Annotated in this window: 17 protein-coding genes; 6 read left to right on the top strand and 11 right to left on the bottom strand. The window is 57.6% G+C overall.

Annotation, left to right across the window (positions count from 1 at the left end; genetic code table 11):
• Positions 1-15: 15 nt before the first annotated feature.
• Positions 16-960: an alkaline phosphatase family protein gene (locus LOC70_RS14485; protein ID WP_230254614.1), complete on the bottom strand. Its 945-nt coding sequence runs from the start codon at positions 958-960 to the stop codon at positions 16-18.
• A gap of 175 nt (positions 961-1,135) precedes the next feature.
• Between LOC70_RS14485 and LOC70_RS14480 the strand changes: the two genes are divergently transcribed.
• Positions 1,136-1,420 carry an acylphosphatase gene (locus tag LOC70_RS14480; RefSeq protein WP_230254612.1) on the top strand — a complete coding sequence of 95 codons (285 nt, stop codon included), beginning with the start codon at positions 1,136-1,138 and terminating at the stop codon, positions 1,418-1,420.
• Between the two features lie 21 nt (positions 1,421-1,441).
• On the opposite strand, the gene gyrA is transcribed toward LOC70_RS14480, so the two are convergent.
• Positions 1,442-4,297 (bottom strand): DNA gyrase subunit A, encoded by a 2,856-nt coding sequence (gene gyrA, locus LOC70_RS14475; protein WP_230254610.1) that lies wholly within the window; start codon positions 4,295-4,297, stop codon positions 1,442-1,444.
• Positions 4,298-4,495: 198 nt separating this feature from the next.
• On the opposite strand from gyrA, the gene LOC70_RS14470 reads away from it, so the two are divergent.
• The gene (locus LOC70_RS14470) at positions 4,496-6,352 is read left to right on the top strand and encodes an AAA family ATPase (protein ID WP_230254609.1); all 1,857 of its coding nucleotides are present in this window, start codon (positions 4,496-4,498) and stop codon (positions 6,350-6,352) included.
• A 9-nt stretch (positions 6,353-6,361) separates the two neighbouring features.
• Here LOC70_RS14470 and LOC70_RS14465 read toward each other — a convergent pair whose 3' ends face one another.
• Positions 6,362-7,120, bottom strand: coding sequence for a hypothetical protein (locus LOC70_RS14465; RefSeq protein WP_230254607.1), 759 nt, complete (start codon positions 7,118-7,120; stop codon positions 6,362-6,364).
• Positions 7,121-7,231: 111 nt separating this feature from the next.
• On the opposite strand from LOC70_RS14465, the gene LOC70_RS24640 reads away from it, so the two are divergent.
• Complete coding sequence (locus LOC70_RS24640; RefSeq protein WP_390889046.1) at positions 7,232-7,348, top strand: pentapeptide repeat-containing protein; 117 nt, start codon at positions 7,232-7,234, stop codon at positions 7,346-7,348.
• On the opposite strand, the gene LOC70_RS14460 is transcribed toward LOC70_RS24640, so the two are convergent.
• The 8 genes from LOC70_RS14460 to LOC70_RS14425 all read right to left on the bottom strand — a co-directional run bounded on the left by LOC70_RS14460 (position 7,302) and on the right by LOC70_RS14425 (position 15,580).
• Positions 7,302-7,979 (bottom strand): class I SAM-dependent methyltransferase, encoded by a 678-nt coding sequence (locus LOC70_RS14460; RefSeq protein ID WP_230254605.1) that lies wholly within the window; start codon positions 7,977-7,979, stop codon positions 7,302-7,304. The two genes, LOC70_RS24640 and LOC70_RS14460, sit on opposite strands and share 47 nt — an antisense overlap.
• Positions 7,976-8,920 (bottom strand): hypothetical protein, encoded by a 945-nt coding sequence (locus LOC70_RS14455; protein ID WP_230254604.1) that lies wholly within the window; start codon positions 8,918-8,920, stop codon positions 7,976-7,978. The genes LOC70_RS14460 and LOC70_RS14455 overlap by 4 nt, the downstream gene beginning before the upstream one ends.
• 24 nt (positions 8,921-8,944) lie before the next feature.
• On the bottom strand, positions 8,945-9,808 hold the full coding sequence (locus tag LOC70_RS14450) for a fumarylacetoacetate hydrolase family protein (protein WP_230254602.1): 864 nt from the start codon (positions 9,806-9,808) through the stop codon (positions 8,945-8,947).
• 39 nt (positions 9,809-9,847) lie between these two features.
• Positions 9,848-10,954 carry a type III polyketide synthase gene (locus LOC70_RS14445; RefSeq protein WP_230254600.1) on the bottom strand — a complete coding sequence of 369 codons (1,107 nt, stop codon included), beginning with the start codon at positions 10,952-10,954 and terminating at the stop codon, positions 9,848-9,850.
• The gene (locus tag LOC70_RS14440; protein ID WP_230254598.1) at positions 10,951-12,309 is read right to left on the bottom strand and encodes an NAD(P)/FAD-dependent oxidoreductase; all 1,359 of its coding nucleotides are present in this window, start codon (positions 12,307-12,309) and stop codon (positions 10,951-10,953) included. The genes LOC70_RS14445 and LOC70_RS14440 overlap by 4 nt, the downstream gene beginning before the upstream one ends.
• Positions 12,309-13,064: a methyltransferase domain-containing protein gene (locus LOC70_RS14435; RefSeq protein ID WP_230254596.1), complete on the bottom strand. Its 756-nt coding sequence runs from the start codon at positions 13,062-13,064 to the stop codon at positions 12,309-12,311. Before LOC70_RS14435 ends, LOC70_RS14440 begins: the two co-directional genes overlap by 1 nt.
• Complete coding sequence (locus LOC70_RS14430; RefSeq protein ID WP_230254594.1) at positions 13,061-14,059, bottom strand: 2-hydroxyacid dehydrogenase; 999 nt, start codon at positions 14,057-14,059, stop codon at positions 13,061-13,063. Before LOC70_RS14430 ends, LOC70_RS14435 begins: the two co-directional genes overlap by 4 nt.
• 102 nt (positions 14,060-14,161) lie before the next feature.
• The gene (locus LOC70_RS14425; protein ID WP_230254593.1) at positions 14,162-15,580 is read right to left on the bottom strand and encodes a prolipoprotein diacylglyceryl transferase family protein; all 1,419 of its coding nucleotides are present in this window, start codon (positions 15,578-15,580) and stop codon (positions 14,162-14,164) included.
• Between the two features lie 373 nt (positions 15,581-15,953).
• On the opposite strand from LOC70_RS14425, the gene LOC70_RS14420 reads away from it, so the two are divergent.
• From LOC70_RS14420 to LOC70_RS14410, 3 genes are all read left to right on the top strand, one after another.
• Positions 15,954-16,157 carry a hypothetical protein gene (locus LOC70_RS14420; protein WP_230254591.1) on the top strand — a complete coding sequence of 68 codons (204 nt, stop codon included), beginning with the start codon at positions 15,954-15,956 and terminating at the stop codon, positions 16,155-16,157.
• Between the two features lie 291 nt (positions 16,158-16,448).
• Positions 16,449-17,765 carry a hypothetical protein gene (locus tag LOC70_RS14415; protein ID WP_230254589.1) on the top strand — a complete coding sequence of 439 codons (1,317 nt, stop codon included), beginning with the start codon at positions 16,449-16,451 and terminating at the stop codon, positions 17,763-17,765.
• A 63-nt stretch (positions 17,766-17,828) separates the two neighbouring features.
• Positions 17,829-18,959: an Mrp/NBP35 family ATP-binding protein gene (locus LOC70_RS14410; protein ID WP_230256150.1), complete on the top strand. Its 1,131-nt coding sequence runs from the start codon at positions 17,829-17,831 to the stop codon at positions 18,957-18,959.
• Positions 18,960-18,969 lie beyond the last annotated feature (10 nt).

Raw genomic sequence — 18,969 nt, 5'->3', positions numbered from 1 at the left:
GCCGATCAGTTTGAATCAGCGTGCGTCGGCGGTCGTTTTGAGCCACCCGTCCACGCTGCCCGCCAGTTGCCAAGCGGGATCAATTGAGATCCCGAGATGATGCAGAGCCAACGGAACCAAATCGACGGTTGCGGGCGGAGCGGATCCTTCCTCACGAGGAACAATCGTTCCCGGATTGGCCGCGTCCCCGCTGACGATCATCGGTACGGTGTAAACATTCACGTTCTCGCGACCACCACCGTGCCCCCTGCCCTCACCGCCATGATCGGTACTGACCAAGATCAACCAATCCTCCGAATCATACGTCGGGCGGCGATGAACCGCATCCATCAATTCGCCAACCAAACGATCCACATTCTCGATCGCGGCCAGATACTCAGGAACGCTCGGATGAAATCCGTGGCCGTGTCCCGTTTCATCCACTGAACCGAAATAGACGAACGTCCAATCGGAGTGATCATTGACCAAAGTCGGCACCGCTGACCACGCCAAAGATTGATCGGCACGTTTCCAAGCCGAGGAAACCGAGTCACTTTCACCGGGCGTGACCACCACGTCGATATCAGCATCGGTCGTCACGTGATCTCGCAGAGGCGTCCAACATAGATACGATGCAGTTTGCACATTGGGTTTACCAAGTTTGGCCAAAGCAAACCCGTGCGGCCCCGTCTCCGTATTCCGACCGCGAAACGAATTGTCGGTGACGCCATGGCGATCCGCCCAGACCCCCGTCAGAAACGTCGTCCACCCCGGACCGCTGACGGTATCACTTTGCGGGACATCGTCGGACGTCACTCTTGCATCCAAACACAGCGTCCCTCGATCCGTCAACGCATCCAAATGCGGCGTGTTGGCGGCGACGAATCCATCGCGACGCAAACCATCGATCCCAATCATCAGGACTTTGGGCTGCTTCGCTTGCAAGGCTGCAACGCAACTGACCAAGAACAACCAACTCAATATCAGCCATGAACGACGTCGATCACTCGGCTTCACTAACGTGGATGCATGAACTCGACTGCCCCACTCACCACGCTGGCAAACAGGTCGACTCAAGAGAACACAGGACATTCAACAATCGCGAGATGGAAGGAACAGGATTGCCCAAATCAAAATTCGCGGTCACGATAGTCCAATGAGCACTCACAAACAAATCAGGAAAGTCGTTCGGTACCGCGGACACGTCCAAGGGGTCGGATTCCGGGCCAATGCAATCCACCAGGCGAGAGGGCTGACCATTCAAGGATTCGTTCGCAACGAACCCGATGGAGACGTGCTGATGGACGTGCAAGGGCCGCAAGAAGACGTTTTGGAATTGCTGAAACGCGTCGCGAATTCGATGGAACGAAAGATCAACGACGCATTCATCGACGACCGGGCCCCTTTGCCCGATCGCGAAAAATTTTCAATTCATCCGTGATGAAGGCTTCCCCCGCCAGAGTCACTCAGCGGCGGGTTCGGGAGCAGCGACTTCCTCAGCATTCTCTTCTGCAGGAACCCGCACCACGGCGATCAACTCGTCACCGTCATCCACGTTCATGATACGGACGCCTTGGGTGTTGCGACCGATGACGCTGATGTCACCAGCACTGATTCGCTGCAGCTTGCCTTTGGCGGTCATCAAGAACAATTCATCGTCGTCGTTGACGCGAGCGATCCCGATGACCTTGCCATTGCGTTGGCTGGTTTTGATGTCACGCAAGCCCTTGCCGCCACGCTTTTGCGTTCGGTAGCGAGCGGAACTGCTGGACGCGGAGTTTTCGTCGTCGCCGTTGTCTGCCGCATCGTCGGACTCGCCATCCACATCGGCCAAGTTTGGACCAAACGGCGTTCGTTTTCCGTAGCCGTTTTTGCAAACCGTCAGCAACGTCGCCTCGGGATCCGTGACCACCATGCCAACCACGGCGTCATCGTCGACCAAAGAGATCCCCTTCACGCCGGACGTATTGCGTCCCATGGGTCGTGAATCAGATTCGCGGAAACGGATCGCCATGCCATCCGCCGTGACCATGATGATTTCTTCACCGGGTCCGACCACCGCGGCGTCGACCAATTCATCGCCCTCGCGAAGCTTGATCGCGATGATGCCACCCCGTTTGGGACGGCTGTATTGTTCCAACGGTGTTTTCTTGACTAACCCGCCTTTGGTCGTCATCACGATGCTGTGACCGGGTTGGTTGAAATCGCGAACGGCCAAGCATTCGGCAATTTGCTCGCCTTCGTCCATTTGCAACAGGTTCACGATCGCGCGTCCCTTGGCATCACGAGCCAACTGAGGAATGTCGTAAACCTTTTGCCAGCGGACTTTACCGGCAGTTGTAAAGAACAACAGGTACGCGTGCGTGCTGGCGACGAACAAGTGTTCGATTGGATCTTCGTCGTCGCTCTTGGCACCTTTCATGCCTTTGCCACCACGACGCTGCGTGTTGTAAACGCTGGTCGGCGTCCGTTTGATGTAACCACGGTGACTGATCGAAACCACCATGGTTTCTTCCGTGATCAAATCTTCCAGGTCGATGTTGCCGAGTTCTTCGTGGCTGATCTCGGTGCGTCGTTTGTCACCAAAGCGACGCTTCATCTCCTCCAAGTCGTCTTTGATGATGCCGTTGATGCGACTCGGGCTGCCCAAGATGTCGATGTAGTCAGCGATCTCTTTCAGCAACTCCGCATGCTCGTTGGTCAACTTCTCTTGCTCGAGGTTGACCAACTGTCCCAAACGCATTCGCAGAATTTCGTCCGTCTGGACGCTGGTCAACGTGTACGAATCGGATTCACCCCGTTCGAGCTGGAACTGTTTGAAGCCTTCGTCACCGAGAGCTCGCTGCATCATGGAAGCGGGGCACTCGATGCCCATCAAACGTTCTTTGGCCTCGGGTTGAGTCCGGCTGGTACGAATCGTTTGAATGATCTCGTCGATATTGGCGAGCGCCAGCAACAAACCTTCCACGGTGTGCTTGCGTCGTCGAGCCCGTGCCAACAAGAACTGCGTGCGACGGCGAATCACAGTCACACGGTGGCGCAGGAACTCCGCCAGCATTTCCTTCAGCGTCAACTCGCGTGGCTTGCCATCGACGAGCGCCAGGAAAATCAGCGAGAACGTGTCTTGCAGCGGTGAGTACTGATAGAGCTGGTTCAAGATCACATCGGGATCTTCGCCGCGTTTCAGCTCGATCACCAAACGAACGGGTTCCTTCAGATCGCTCTCGTCGCGGATGCCGGAGATGCCCTTGATCCGGTCGCCGTTGACCAGAGCCGCGATCTTTTCCACGATCCGGTCGCGATACTGCTGGTAAGGAATTTCAGTGACCACGATGCGGTGGCGATTGCCGCGCATCTCTTCGATGCGGCATTTCGCCCGCACCACCATAGTGCTCCGGCCGGTCTTGTAACCGCGCCGGATGCCGGCTCGACCACAAATGATCCCGCCGGTTGGGAAGTCCGGACCAGGAATGATTTCACAAAGCTCATCGATGGATGTTTCGGGCTCGTCGATCAACTTGATCAACGCATCACAAACCTCGGTTGGGTTGTGTGGTGGAATGCTGGTCGCCATCCCGACGGCGATCCCGCCGGAACCATTGATCAGCAAGTTCGGGAACTTGCTGGGCAACACGGTGGGTTCGGTTCGCGCTTCGTCGTAGGTTGGGATGAAGTCGACGGTGTCGAGCTTCAGGTCTTCCAACAGAGCTGCCGACACGCTGGACATGCGAGCTTCGGTATATCGCATTGCAGCCGGCGGCAAACCGGCGACGCTTCCGAAGTTCCCCTGTTTGTCGATCAACAACGACCGCATGTTCCATTCCTGAGCCATCCGCACCAACGTCGGATAGATCACACTTTCACCGTGCGGGTGATAGTTACCGGAGGTGTCACCGGAAATCTTTGCGCATTTAACTCGCTTGCTGCCGGGGCCGAGATTCAAGTCGTTCATCGCGACCAAAATCCGACGCTGGGACGGTTTCAGTCCATCTCGAACGTCGGGAAGTGCTCGGCTGACAATCACGCTCATGGCGTAGGTCAGATAGCTCTCACGCAGCTCGTCCTCGATCGGCAGATCGACCATCCGAAGAGCACCATGTCCTCCGTCAGGATCGCCACCAGAGGCCCCCTCGCCTGATTCATCGCCGGACGGCGGTTCCGCACCTCCTGGAGGCCCGCTCCCCGGAGGCACCTGGCCTCCGCCGCCATTTTCAGCAGCACCGCCCTGCCCGTCCTGCTGGCCATCGTTGCCAGCGGATCCATTCACTTCACCCGCGTTTTCGTCGCCTGGTTCCTGATTTTCGCCGTCTTCAGCCAAGGGATTTGCTCGTTTGTCACAGGGGAAGCGGGACAGTGCGAATCCGGGGACCACACGCCCAAAATTGGAATGCCTATTTTACCTCGTTCACACGTTTTTCACAACGCCGCGGGGCGATCCGAACATTGACGCAAGCCATTGTTTTTCAAATACTTACGACCACGTTTTTGACGCCCCCGTCCTCCTCGGATTGACGACATGAGTTCCCCCAGCGACGACGCGATTTTGCGATCCATCCGGCTGTACCGCGAAGCCCTCCGGCAAACGCAAACTCTGTTCGTCGAATCCGGCGAGATCGCCGAGGGCAGCTACGGTTGGCTGGCGGGCGATGACGCAACCGACACCCGCAACATGCCGGGACAAATGGACGACCTGCACGAAGGCTTTGTGATGAAAGTCTTCGCGACCATGATCCCGTCCAGCGATGCGAGATCTCTCGAACAACGCCAGCTCGGTCGCGTGCTGCTGGAACACGTTTGGGGCGAAACGGTTCAAGGCAGCAAACTGCACGAGGCGATCGACTGGTTGATTACCACCGCGCAAGGTTTCTCTTGGTACGAGGTGACTCGTCCGTTTTTGGAACTGCCTTCGCTGCGAGATCGCTGGGGCGAAGTCATCACCGCCGCCACTCGGATGGCCAACCTGATTGCCATGGTCGACGGCGACGACAGCAACCTGGAACGCCAACGCATGAATTCCATGTTGGACGCGATGGAAGCTGCCAAACAATCCGCGCCAGAAACCGGAGCAGGCGCTTCGTCCATCAACCATTCAGCGGCCGACAGCCCAACCGAATCAAACCACTCGTCGACCGTCGACCATCAAGCCGACCTGGACAACGCCCGTGAAGCGATCTCTTGGCTGCGTAACGAAGCCAAACGCTTGCGAGAAGGCACCGGGCACGAGGCCGCCGCCAAACCCACTCCCACAACCACCGGTGGAGGCGGCTCCCGGAAACCTGACGCATCACCTAAGCAAGAAACAAATGACAAAGAGGATCAACGCTCTCCCGAAGAACGCTTGGCGGAAGCACGTGCCAAACTGGATCGGCTGATTGGATTGGATGCGATCAAGAACCAAATTCAAACGCTGGCGAACTTTTTGGCGATGGAACGACATCGTCAGGAAGCCGGACTTCCCACGACCCAGCCCAGTTTGCACATGGCCTTTGTGGGCAACCCCGGCACGGGCAAAACCACCGTGGCTCGCATCATCGCCGAAATCTACGGTGGCTTGGGAGTGCTCGACAAAGGCCACTTGGTCGAAACAGATCGAAGCGGCTTGGTCGCGGAGTACGCGGGTCAAACCGGCCCGAAAACCAACGCGAAAATTGATGAGGCACTGGATGGTGTGCTCTTCATCGACGAGGCCTACACGTTGATCGACGAAAGCGGACAAGACCAATACGGTCGCGAAGCGATCCAAACCCTGCTCAAACGCATGGAAGACCAACGTGATCGTCTGGTCGTGATCCTCGCCGGTTATCCGAAAGAGATGACGAAGATGATCCGTAGCAATCCCGGTTTGAGTTCTCGCGTCGGGACCACCATGCATTTCGACGATTACGATCCGGAAGCGTTGTGCCGAATCTTCGAGCTGATTGCGGGCAAAGCCCAATACGTCCTGCCAACGGAAAGCCGACGTCGACTGCTTCGAGGCTTCACTCACCTGTATTTCAACCGAGACCGCCACTTTGGAAACGGTCGCACGTCCCGAAACTCATTCGAACGCAGCGTCCGCCGATTGGCCAATCGTATCGCTGGATCCAAAGAGATCACTCACGAATTGCTGACGACACTGCAACCCGCTGACATCGAAATCCCAGACATCAGCGACGCGGATTTGGATGCGATGACGGAACCCGCAGGCATGATCCGTGTCACCTGCCCTCACTGCGACAAGCCACAGGTCATCGAAGACACGAAAATGGGAACCACCACACCCTGCGAAGAGTGCGGTGATTCCATGGAGATTCAATGGGGCAGCCCCGTCATCGACCTACAGAAGCCGGCCGAAGACAACGGCGTCGATGCGACGCACCAACCTCCCGCGTAACTGCGTCGATCAACCTCGCTGAGGCCGATAAAGATCGAGCTCTTCGCGCCCCATCAATTGGGCGTAGACGGCGACAATTTGCTGGTAGCCATCTCGCAACATAGTTTCGGCGTTCTCGTCATCAGACTCAGACAACTCAAACCAATACTCATCGGACTCCGGCTTGGACCATTCAACATGGTCTCCTTGTAACCCGGCAACAATCACACATTCGCATTGCTGCGATTCGGGCAATGCCTCGTCTGACGCTTCAAGAAACTGGTACTTCAACAGGTAGTCCGGCGGGATTTGCCCATCGTCGTCGTCCTCATCTTCCACGTCGACCGTTTCCACGGACGTGACGATCGCGTCGGGCATGACTCGGCCACGAAGCAAATCGGAACGAGTCACGGCGAGCAAACCATCCGTGATCCATTCCCCCAGGGTCACCGGCAGCGCCGCGGGAATTTCGTCGCCTCGCTGAGCTGCGATCGCATTCAGCGCCAACGAAGACAAACTACGATCAGGCAACATCGGCGATGCATCGCCCCAGGCCTCTGGAATACTTCGGCCTGACAGCCAATGCCGATCCAACCAATCGCCCCGCCCCGTCGGTCCGATCCGGCGGACAGCAGGGTCCAACTCAGAGCGATCGGACCAAGCATCAGCACCGCCGACCAGTGTAACGTCATAACCAAGAAACCGGCCATACAGAGCCGCTTCGATCCCCAGCACCGTCGTGCCAATCACAACAATGGAGCCGGGAGGATCGAGAGTGGAATCATTCATAAAGCGTGCCGTGAAGACGGCAATCAACAAACGTTTCGAAGAGATTCAAACTTCCGCCGCAAATGGCGGCCACGTATCGTCGACGCTGAACCGCTCCACCGCAAGTGCTGATTGGCCGCGGCCCCGAGGCAACTGCTCAGCAACGCTCATCTCATAGACGCTCATCTCAGCGACGCTGAACTTAACAAAGCTGACTTGAACGACGTTGATAGAGAACGCTGCGGATGAAACCGTGATTCAGTTCACGCCGGGACCGCTCCGCCCACACCTTTGAATCCAACAACGGCTCCACTGGGACGACACTCGCCGATTGAAGCCCCGTTTGCCAGCGAAAGAATCGATGCATGATCCAGCTCCAAAACTTTGCCCGCATCCGACGCCATCCATTTTCCGGAATTACGAAATCGACGTGGTAAAAGAATCCGTCGTTCGCCACACAAGACAGCCACCCCGGCAAACAATGACTCAGCTCGACCTCGGTGAAGCAATCCAAGAAAAACGCAGCCACCAAACAGTCGAAGGAGCCGGTCTGCAGCGGAACAGTGATCGCATCCCCTTGGATCCATTCGACTCGATGCGAGGCGTCCACCGATGCCGCCCGTCGTTTCTGCAGTGCGATCATCTCAGAGCTTTGCTCAACGCTGACAACCTTTGCCTGCGGCTGAGTCATCAAGACTTTTTGCAGCAACCTTCCGTCACCGTCGCCAAGCATCAAAATACGTTTCATCGGCGGCAGATCAACCAAGCAAGCCTCTCTCGCGCGTTGCAGGTCACGTCGAAAGACGGGTTGTTCCAGCAACCAATACCATCCCGCCAATCGATCGTAGCCTCGCTCGGATCGTGAAGGATTCCGGTTCAAATCAGATCCCAGCTCAAGACTACCGCCCAGCACACCAACGGTGAAAGGATCAATGACCAATCTGCCATTGGCACCCACGCGTCAAAGAGCGGGCGTCTGCCACCTTCCCCGAAAGACCGACGCCCGTATTGCCGCGTCTGCGGCTCACCACGTGTCCAAAGCAGCTTCGTCAATGACAGAAACCCAACTCCGACCAACAGGCTCGCCGCCATCAACCACGGAAGCCACCCGGTCATCCACGACAAGAACGCCGATACAACCACGGCAACACAAACGGTCACCGTGCGAAATCGATACCCCAAACTCAATTCGTGAAAGTCCTGGTCTGCCGTCGATTCGCGTTCAGCCACCAACCAACAATTGGCCGTGAACAACCCGGCCGATGCCACACTCGCGAAGGCCAAGGACCAACTGGCGGACTCTTGCCAAGCGATCAAGCTGACTCCGGCAGCGAAAATCACGCCGACCTGAATTTCCTTCCCGACCATGCGGCGTCGCGGTAAATCGCCGGGCCAAAAATGAACCCCAGCACCGTAGATCATCACCGATGCACCAACCATCAACCCCATGCGAACAATCGCCGCGTCTAACCATGCGACGACCACGGCACACGCCGACGCCAGCACCAAACACCACGCGATGATCCACCGTCTCGCGAAATCGTGATGCATTCGGTGCCGGACCAAATGAGGCTCACTCAGGTTCAATCGCGATCCGTCCAGCAAACGATCCGCGACATAGATCAACCAAACAACCGCCCCCAACGAAAACGATTCGTGTGGCTCAGGCAGACGGTCACAAAACGAGAGCAAGAAAACAGCTTGCCACAGCACCGCGACGGTGACGGCGTCCAACGACAACACGTTCCACCAACACGCCAAAGGCAAGCGGCTTTGCGAGATCACATCTCGCTTCGCGTGATGCTCGGAATCGAAATCCATCACGAGCCCAACCAACGCTCGGGTTTAAGACGTTGGCCCTTGGACAATGCGATTGGACAACGTGCCCACACAACCAATCGTGATGTTGACCACATCGTCAGGATGCAGCGTGAAATCGCTGGTCGGAACGATCCCCGTTCCTGTCATCAGGAACGCCCCGTCCGCCATCGTGTTGTCGCGTCCCAACCACTGCACCAGATCGTCAAACTTACGAGCCATTTCAGCGGCCGAGGTGGACTGATCAAACACCACGTCGCCATCACGCACGATTTTCAAGTCCACCGTGATCGCGTCGACACTTGGCAACTCATCAAACAGAGTGATCCATGGTCCCAACCCCGCACACTGGTCATAGCACTTCGCTTGCGGCAAATAGAGCGGGTTCTCGCCCTCAATGTCTCGCGAACTCATGTCGTTGCCGACGGTTAGCCCGACGATCTTCAACGTCGGACTGAGCACCAGCGTGATCTCGGGTTCCGGCACATTCCACTTGGCGTCCACACGAATGCGGAGTGGTTGGCCGTGGCCACTGACACGTGACGGCGTGGCCTTGAAGAAAATCTCCGGCCGATCCGCGTTGTAGACCTGGTCATAACAAGACGCCGCCGCTTCGGATTCTTCCATCCGAGCCGTTTGGCTTCGCTTGTACGTCACCCCAGCAGCCCAGACTTCTTGCTGGTCAATCGGCGGAAGCCACCGCGTCGAATCGTCGATCGCGATCGGTTCGTCTCTTGCAAGCGTTTCCGCCGCGGCTTTCGGGTTTCCCGACGCCAAAATCGCGGACAACGTGGGCAACTCAGCGGTCGTTTGCAGCGGGATCAACCGGTCGTCTTCAACCACTGCCACTCGGGTCTGACCTGACGAATCAATGCATTTGGTGATATTCATGTCACCAAGATAGCCTCGCCGGAAGCCGATCAGAAGACCTCAGCGGACCACGGCGACTTCGATTTCCAAACCGGGACCAAACCCCAGCATCAGCCACGGTCCGGGGACACGGCGCTGCGTGAATTTCTGCAATACAAAGCCCAGCGTGGCCGACGACATGTTCCCGTGCTCTCGAAGCACCTCACGGGAAATGTCCAGTGCGTCCGGTTCCAGTCCGAGTGCCACTTCCACCGATTGCAGAATCCGGACACCGCCGGGATGCACGGCCCAGCCACCGATCTGATCCAGAGTCAAACCGGCCTTCGCCAACCAAGGTTCCATGAAGCCACGCAGGTTGGCCTCGATGAATCCCGGCACGCTGGCTTCCAAAGTCATGATGAATCCATTGTCACCGATTCGCCACGTCATCGCGTCTTGACTATCAGGAATCAAACAAGATCCCACCGTCAGTATCTCGCCGATCGGATCCGAATGACCATCGCGATTCGAGGACTCTGCGCCAGCGACGATCAATCCTGCTGACCCATCGGCAAACAGAGATCCCGACACGATCCGCTGTGCGTCATAACCATATTGGTAATGCAAACTGCAAAGCTCAATACAGACGATCAACACCACCGCCTCGGGTTCCACCGCAACCAAGCCACGCGCGGTTCGCATGGCATTGATCAATCCGTGGCACCCCATGAATCCAACCTGAACACGCTGGGTTGTCACAGGTAGGTTCAACCGTTCGATCAATTGAACGTCGATGCCGGGAGCATTGAATCCGGTGCAAGTCACCGTCACCACATGCGTGATCTCCGATGGCTTCACGCCGCTGGCGTCGATCGCTCGCTGACCGGCTTGGGTTGCCAACGCGGGAGCCTCCGCCGCGAAACGGTCATTACGAGTTTCCATGGTGGGACCGCGATCGTCTCCATCCACCAACGGAGGATAGAACGATTGAGTCAACTCGCCCGCGTCGCCTTTTTCTACCAACACGCTTCCGCGAGTGTCCACGCCCGTGCGGCGATACAATTTGGCGAGTTTATTGGCCTGAGTTTCGTCCTCGCACGACATACTTTGGGCGCAGTGCGTCGAGAATGCCAAATCGGCCTGATGCGTCGGGTGCGCCGTCGCAATCGCAAGAATCTGAGCTGTCATGAAGAGGGGTGAGTCCGATGGGATGCGTCCGCGATGCTCGCGAGTGGACGTTGAAGAGTAGTCGTGGATTCGAATCGTGGTCCGATTGCGAGGCTACGTGTGAAGGGAGCAGCCAACCAACCGGCACGTTGCAATCCACCTCGTGCCAACCAGCGAGCCGGACGATATCGAACCCATCCGGTGACCCAACCACAAAGGCGGCGGCGTCGGGTTTGAAACTTCGTCGCTCGTGCGTGCCAGTGTGCACCAAAATTAGGTTCTTTGTCAGCCGTGATTCGTCCGGACTGATACAAAGCCCAAAGATCCGCCACCGCCAATCCGCTTTCAATTCCCCAAGTCATGCCTTCTCCCGTCAGGGGCTCAACATAACCGGCAGCATCACCAATCGCCACGACGCGCCCGTTTCCAGCGACCCGTTTTCGTCGAAGCGCAGGCGTTGTTTGCCAGCTCGCCCCCTCGGCGAACCATTGACGCAAACGATCCGATTGACGCGAATTCAACGCATTGGAATTCAACAACAAAGACTCCACGGCAGCCTCGATGGCTCGCTTCCCGGCATGATCTTCCTTTGAATTTCGGGGCCGCACGTGAACCGCCGCCGCAATGTCGAGGTCACCGCCGGGCAACTGCACCACGCCCGCATACCCTTCCTCGCCACAGTGCATTTGGATCTCACCGTCCTCCAATTGCCACGCCATTTCTTCGGCAATCTGGCGTGGCAAATGCGTGGATATGCCCATCGGACCATGAGGCGTTTGCTTCCAAGCCAACTCCGCCGCCCCAGACTGCCTGAACTTTCCGGTCAGTCCAGTTGCGATCACGACCAAGTCATATCGCTGAGATCCACCCGATTCCGATTCCACCCAAACGCCACTGGGATCCTGCGACACGATCGTCGCTCCGCAAGGCTGCTGGACGTTGACTCCGGCCTGCTCCGCCCAACGCAACAAATTCAAATCCAATTGCGACCGCGAAAGAGCGGTTCCTTGCACGATTGGAATGCGGACTCCGCGAGTCGAATGAATTCGCTCTTCTCTCGTTCCGCCCCGGCCGGTTTGAAAGTAACCATGAAAGAATGTCGTGGGCTGTCCGAGCTCACGCACGGATTGCCCAACACCGATTGCATCCAACGCCGCCAACCCGGCGGCTCCCAAGCAACACCCACACACTTTCTCTCGCGGGAATTCAGCTCGTTCGAACAACGTCACCTCTGCCCCACGGTGAGCCAGTCGCGTTGCCGCGGCGCTACCCGCTGGCCCGCCACCAATCACCGCCACGCGGCCGATGTCTTGGCAGACAGTTTTTCTTTCATCGGTCGGATCGTTGGACGGTGGACCGGAATGCCCCCATGCCATCAGGGAATGGCACCCGAAAGAATCGGCCGAGAGTTTTGCACCACCTCCGCCACACAGGCTTGATCAATCACCGCCAAGAAACGACACGGGAACGACACCCGCACGGGAATGTCATACCCCATCGCTTGCCGCATCAACGAGGCGAACTCGGGACGACTGAACGCGCCGCGAACACTTTCGATGGCGTCGTGATGCACAACGTCACTGCGCGACACCACTCGCGAAGCCACCGCGACCAACGCCAAGTTCATCGCCGATCGATCCAGATCGCAAATCAACACAGACCGCTCACTGGCCCTCCACATCTCTTGAATCAAACGCACGGCCTGATGGTTTTCCAGGTGATGCATGAACAACGAATTCGTAACCACATCAAATCCGGTTGGCAAACCATCGGCCAAACAATCGCGGACCGTTGTTCCCAACGTCACCCCAGCCGCTTTCGCGTTTTCGCCCGCGATTCGCATTGCGGTCTCACTGCGATCCAGTGCGGTGACTTCCAAAGACAACCCCGCTCGCTTAGCACGTACCAACCAATTGATTGGAAGATCAGCACTTCCACTGGCAACATCCAACACTCGCAAAGGTCGCCCCGGCTGTTTCCCGGCTAACCTTGCCAATCGCGGAAAGAAAACACGCGAAACCAAGCTGATTCGGTTCAGCCTTGCCAAACCAATCAAAGCCTGTCGATGACGCTCCGGATCCAAATCCGGGTCATCCATCCATTCATCGCTTCGAACACGCACAGAGGTCATGATGAGGAAGCAACCACTTCGTTGTCCAACGCTCGCCCAGCATCAAACGCATCGATGCTTTCCATCGTTGTCTGAGCAATGGTTTCCAATGCTTCTCGAGTGAAAAACGCCTGATGCGAAGTGATCAACACGTTGGGAAAGGTCATCAGTCGTGACAACACGTCGTCCTGGACCACTTGTTGCGAAAGGTCTTCGAAGAACACACCCGTTTCTTCTTCATAGACGTCCAAAGCAAACCCGCCCAACTGTCCTGATTTCAAACCTTCAATCGCGGCCGATGTGTCGACCAGCCCACCACGCGATGTGTTGACCAACATCGCGCCGCGTTTCATTTTGCTCAGCCGGTCCGCATCAATCAAATGGTAGGTCTCCGGAGTCAGCGGGCACTGCAGCGAAACCAAGTCAGATTCGGCCAGCAATCGTTCCAGCTCAACGTATTCCCCCAGCTTTCTGCCCTCTTCATTGGGATACGGATCATAGAGAAGCACCCGACAACCAAATCCCTTCATGATCCCCGCGAGCACTCGACCGATCGCTCCGGTACCAATCACCCCGAACGTTCGTCCGTGCAAATCAAAACCGAGAAACCCATCGATCGAAAAGTTGTTCTCGCGGACTCGGTTGTAAGCTTTGTGAATCTTTCGGTTCAGCGTCAAAATCAATCCGACGGTGTGTTCCGCGACCGCATACGGCGAATATCGCGGTACGCGAACGACTCGCACTCCACATTCGGCGGCCGCTTCCAAATCGACATTGTTGACCCCAGCGCAACGCATGGCCAACAACCCAACTCCCATTTCACGCAACTGTTCCAACACCGATCGATCCAGCGTGTCATTGACGAACGCGCAGACCGCATTGCATCCATCCGCCAGAACCACAGTGGACGCATCCAAACGATGCTCCAGGAACAGGAACTCGTGTGGCGAGTCCTCCGAAGCCGCCGTCAGGAAGTGTTGGTCGTATGGTTTGGTGCTGAAACAAGCGATCTTCATGGCATTCATTCAAACGACGGTTCGGTGCGGCTGGCTGGCAGGTCGAGATTCACGGGTCGGTGTATCCGAGAATTTCGAATCGTCAATCATTGTCACGAGATGTCACCCGGTGGCGGAAACCGCAGCCGTCCCGGTGGTCCCCGATGATCCGCTTCGCAGCCGAATCACCAGCGTGACAATACTCGCCGTGATCACCACCAAACTGACCCACTGCGAGATCGAAAGTGCGGTTCCAAATTGTCCTTTTTCGTCCACGCGAATCCATTCCAATACGATTCGCAACACTCCGTACGCGATGAAACCCACCAACATCAGCACGCCAGGTTTGTACCCCGCATGGCCGCGTTGGGCGGACGCCTGATCTTCCGTGGTCGCCGTTTCATCGACGGCCATCGTCGTTTCGTTCGTTCCCGACCTCGTGGCTTTCCTGTGCAGAATTCGTTCCACCAACAACAGGACCACGAACGTGATTGCGGCGAACACGGAACTGATAATCTGCGTGCCCCAAACGGGTTCCGCAATCGGCGGCAACTCCTGAGGCGAAAATCTCGCCATAACTTCGTCGTCGTTTAGCAAGATGACTCCTGGCAACGCTTCCTCGGCCGGACGATCCAGCGGCACCTGGTCTCGATAGGAAGGATCCAACGCGATGGTCAATTCCTGCCCCTCGCTCGCGCCAGCCCGTTCTGCCAACGAGCCCGGCTGAACCGACTCGACCAGCCAGCGAGACTGACCCGCGGGCATTTCACCTTCGCTGAACAGGGCTTTGCCTTCGATCCCCAGCAACTCACCGGACAACAATTGCTCCGCGTGCACTTGAGACCCCGCGGGGAATCGCACAGCCAAGGGTCCTGGTTCGCAAGCCCCGCCGTAGCAACAGCCGTTCATCAAGCAGCCCAAACGACCGAAAAACAACCCCACAAACACGCAGGGAATGATCACATCACCGATGCGCCAAATGGGCGTCCGATGTCGATAAAGCGCCACCAGAGAGGCCAAGAATCCGCCGATGAACCCACCGTAAACGACCAAGCCGCCTTGGTTCAGCGCGGCCATCGCCTTGATCGTTTCCCAAGTCGTCGGACGAAGAAAGTCCTCGTAGTACTGGGTGACATAGAAAATACGTGCCCCGATCAAACCGCCGATGAACGTCCATGGGGCGAGCTGCAAAATCGAATCCGCCCCCAATCCCGCGCGTTCGGCTCGCCAAGCCGCCAACCCCACGGACGCGACCGCCGCGGCCATCAAGAACATTCCGTACCCACGAACGGCCACCCCCACCGGGTCGCCATCAATGTTGACCAACTCGGTTCGCGGCACGACAAAGACCAAAATCACGGCGGCCGTCGCGGCGAACCCAAAGATTTGGCGAAACGCATTGCCGGCTCCCAGCCCGCCCTTGCGGGATTCCCAGCCCAAATAGATCCCGACGGCGATCAACAAAATCAGCAGAGCCCAACCGAGGCCAAAGATTGGCAGGCCCGCAATGTCGTGGGGGATCAGAAGCAGCGTTCGACGCATGGTTGCCTGTTGCAGAAAAATTCAATCGAGTCGTCGTGCCAACACCGCACGATTCCGGCCGTATTCTCCACTGGCGGCCCTCCGCATCGTCGCATCGTTTGGCCTGAAACGATAGACGAAATGGGTCCGGACAATTGCTGCGATCCTCCCAAACCGCCGCGAAAGCCTTGGGAGAATGGCGAAATCACGTGAACTTGGGTATTTTCATTTGCTTGAACTATACTGGCGGCCAAACCCAAACGGCGAGTCTGTTATCCTTGCCACGCGAGTCGCAGCACTCCACGCCATTTGGGCCGCGTCTGGCCCAATCAGCCGGGCCAAGCCCTACTGAACAGCATCCTGATTTTCCATCTTTTGATCGAGGTTCCCGTCCATGCCCAAGGCTCTTTGTCTGATTAGCCTTGTGGCGTCCATCCTGCTATTGGTGCTCTTCGGTGCCGATCTGTTGTTGGGCGTGGCCGGGATGAGCGACATGGCACCCTTGGGCTCAGCTAGCATGCTGATGAGCCTCGGCTTCGTGATTTTCGCCGGCTTGCTGGCATTTCTCAGCTTCACGACCTACCGCGAACAACGCTGATTCGCCTCAACGATTGGTCCTCATTCGATCGTCATCTGCCGATCATCGCCGGACAATCATCTCCGACATCGATCGGTCCCAACGGCAACCTCCGTTTCTCGGTCGCCCCCGCTCGTGGTCTATCGTGAATGGATCGTATCCCGCGACTTGCCGGATCCAGATGCATTAAACTGCGACGCCCCATCATGGCGTCATCCAGCGCGGTCGCCCCACCTTGGCTTCCGCCAACGCGATCCACTTTCGCGTTCCCACCCGCAGACGCCTTGCCCCACGCCCCACCGGAGACACAGCATGTCCTCGCGACGACAATTCTTGGCCAGCGGTTTGACGGCCGGCGCAGTGTTAGCGACCCAGCCGCGAAACGTCTTTTCGCAGGGCGGCCCAGAAACCGGCCCCTTGGAAACGTTCGTGCCCACGCGAACGATCACGCGAGGCCCGAACTATCACTGGTTTGGCTACTACGACAAACAAGAATTCGATCCCACCAATCGGTTTGTCCTCAGCAACGAAGTCAGCTTCGAAGGCCGCAGCCCGCGAGCCGATGACACCATCGGTGTTGGCTATGTCGACACCGCCAACGACGACCAATGGGTTCCGCTGGGCACCAGTTCGGCCTGGGGTTGGCAACAAGGCTGCATGTTGCAATTTGTTGGCAACGACGGACGCCGCGTTCTATGGAACGACCAAGACGGCGACCGCTTCGTCTGCCGGATTCGCGATTTGGACCGAGGCACGACGCGCACCCTTGATCGCCCGATCTACACAATCAGCCAAGACGGACGAACCGGGCTGTCCGCCGACTTCCGCCGCATCAACAATCTTCGTCCCGGCTACGGCTACGCGGGCCTGGCCGATCCGTATGTCGACCAACGGGCACCGGAGGAATCCGGCGTTTGGCGAGTCGACTTGGAAACGGGCAAAAGTGAATTGATCCTGTCACTGGCTCAAGTCGCTCAGCTGCCTTGGCCCGATGGCGACAAACACGCCGAGGCCTGGCACTACTTCAATCACCTGCTGATCAATCCATCGGGAACACGATTCATCGTCCTGCATCGCTACCGCCCCAAGTTCGATCCGGCCAAGTTGAAGTACGAAGGTGGCTTTGTCACCCGAATGTTGACCGCCAACATGGACGGATCGGATTTGTACGTGCTGGATCCTTCGGGCTACACGTCCCACTTCATCTGGAACGGCGATGACGCGGTGACCATGTGGACTCGCCCCGCGGGTCAACCCAACGGTTTCTACGAGTTCGTCGATCAAACCGACCAAGTCCGTCCCGTCGGGCACGACAAGATGCCGACCAATGGTCACAACACGTTCCTGGCGGGTGACCACGGCGATTGGATTCTGAACGACACCTACCCGGATCGTTCACGGCGACAAACCGTCTTTCTTTATCACGTGCCCAGCGGACGGCGGTTCGACCTTGGACGGTTCCCATCCCCCAAGCGTTACAGTGGCGAGTGGCGCTGCGACACCCATCCGCGATGCAGCCCCGACGGCCGACTGGTTGCCATCGACAGCCCGCACGCGGTTGACCAGAACGAAGGCGGACGCCAAGTTCACTTGCTGGACATCGGCGAATTGCTCGATGCCAATTCGTGACCGCAGTTTGGTCGCTTTTCCGTCGAACCCGCTTTGTTGCCCCGCTCGTTCCTGGTCCCCGACATGACGACTCCCGTCGATTCCGACGCCCTGATTGCTTCCCTTCGCGAAAAAATTGGTCAGCATCCGGATCCTGAAACCGGACGTCCCATCGCCAGCACTGGCCAACTGGGCGACATCAGTCTTGATGGCGACACCATTCGGATCAGCGTCGGCATCACCTCGCACTGCCAACCGATTGCGGACGAAATCGCGGACACCATTCGCGACTTGGCGTTGACCATCGCAACGGGCAAAACCATCGAAGTCACGACGCGTGTTCACGCTCGTCCACCGGCTCGCCTGGGCCAGGTCGGACTGCGTGCCAAGAGCGTGATCTTGGTCGGCAGCGGCAAAGGCGGCGTTGGCAAAAGCACCGTGGCGGCTTCCTTGGCACTCACGCTGCGTCGACTCGGCGCGCAAGTGGGACTGATGGACGCTGATGTCTACGGCCCCAGTGTCCCGCACTTGTTGGGATTGTCGGGTCGCCCCGCTATCTCCGAAGACAAAAAGATCGAACCCATCCGGTTGGGCCCCAACGGTGAATCCGGTGTGCCTCCGGAAACCGAAGGTTCCATGCCAGTCATGTCGATGGGTTTCTTGCTGGAACCCGACCAAGCCGTCATCTGGCGAGGTCCCATGCTCCACGGTTCGATCCAGCAATTCCTTCGTGACACCTCCTGGGGCGAACTGGATTACTTGGTCATCGATATGCCACCGGGCACGGGCGACATCGCGCTGACACTGTCGCAAGCCATTCCGATCACTGGATCGGTTGTGGTTTGCACCCCACAAGAAGTCGCTCTGCTGGATGCCATCAAAGCCATCAGTATGTTCCGCAAGGTCAACATTCCGATCGCGGGCATGGTGGAAAACATGAGCGGATTCTCCTGTCCCGATTGCGGCAAGACCTACGACATCTTTGGTCGCGGTGGAGCTCGCGAAAAGGCGGAAGAACTCAGCGTGCCATTCTTGGGCGGTCTGCCGATCGACATCACGCTTCGTGAAGCCGGCGATGCGGGCAAATTGGCGGAAGTCATCGCGTCCGACCAACGGGCTCGTGCCCCGTTTGAACAAGTCGCCCGAGCGTTGGTTCGAAATTTGGCAACGAAAGCCGCCGCCTCACCGCCCAAAGCTTCGTTGCCCACACTGTAGTGCTCCGCCA

The organism is Rhodopirellula halodulae (assembly GCF_020966775.1).
Taxonomy (GTDB): Bacteria; Planctomycetota; Planctomycetia; order Pirellulales; family Pirellulaceae; genus Rhodopirellula; species Rhodopirellula halodulae.
The sequence above is the reverse complement of the archived record's forward strand: the minus strand, read 5'-3'. Positions and strand labels throughout refer to the sequence as shown.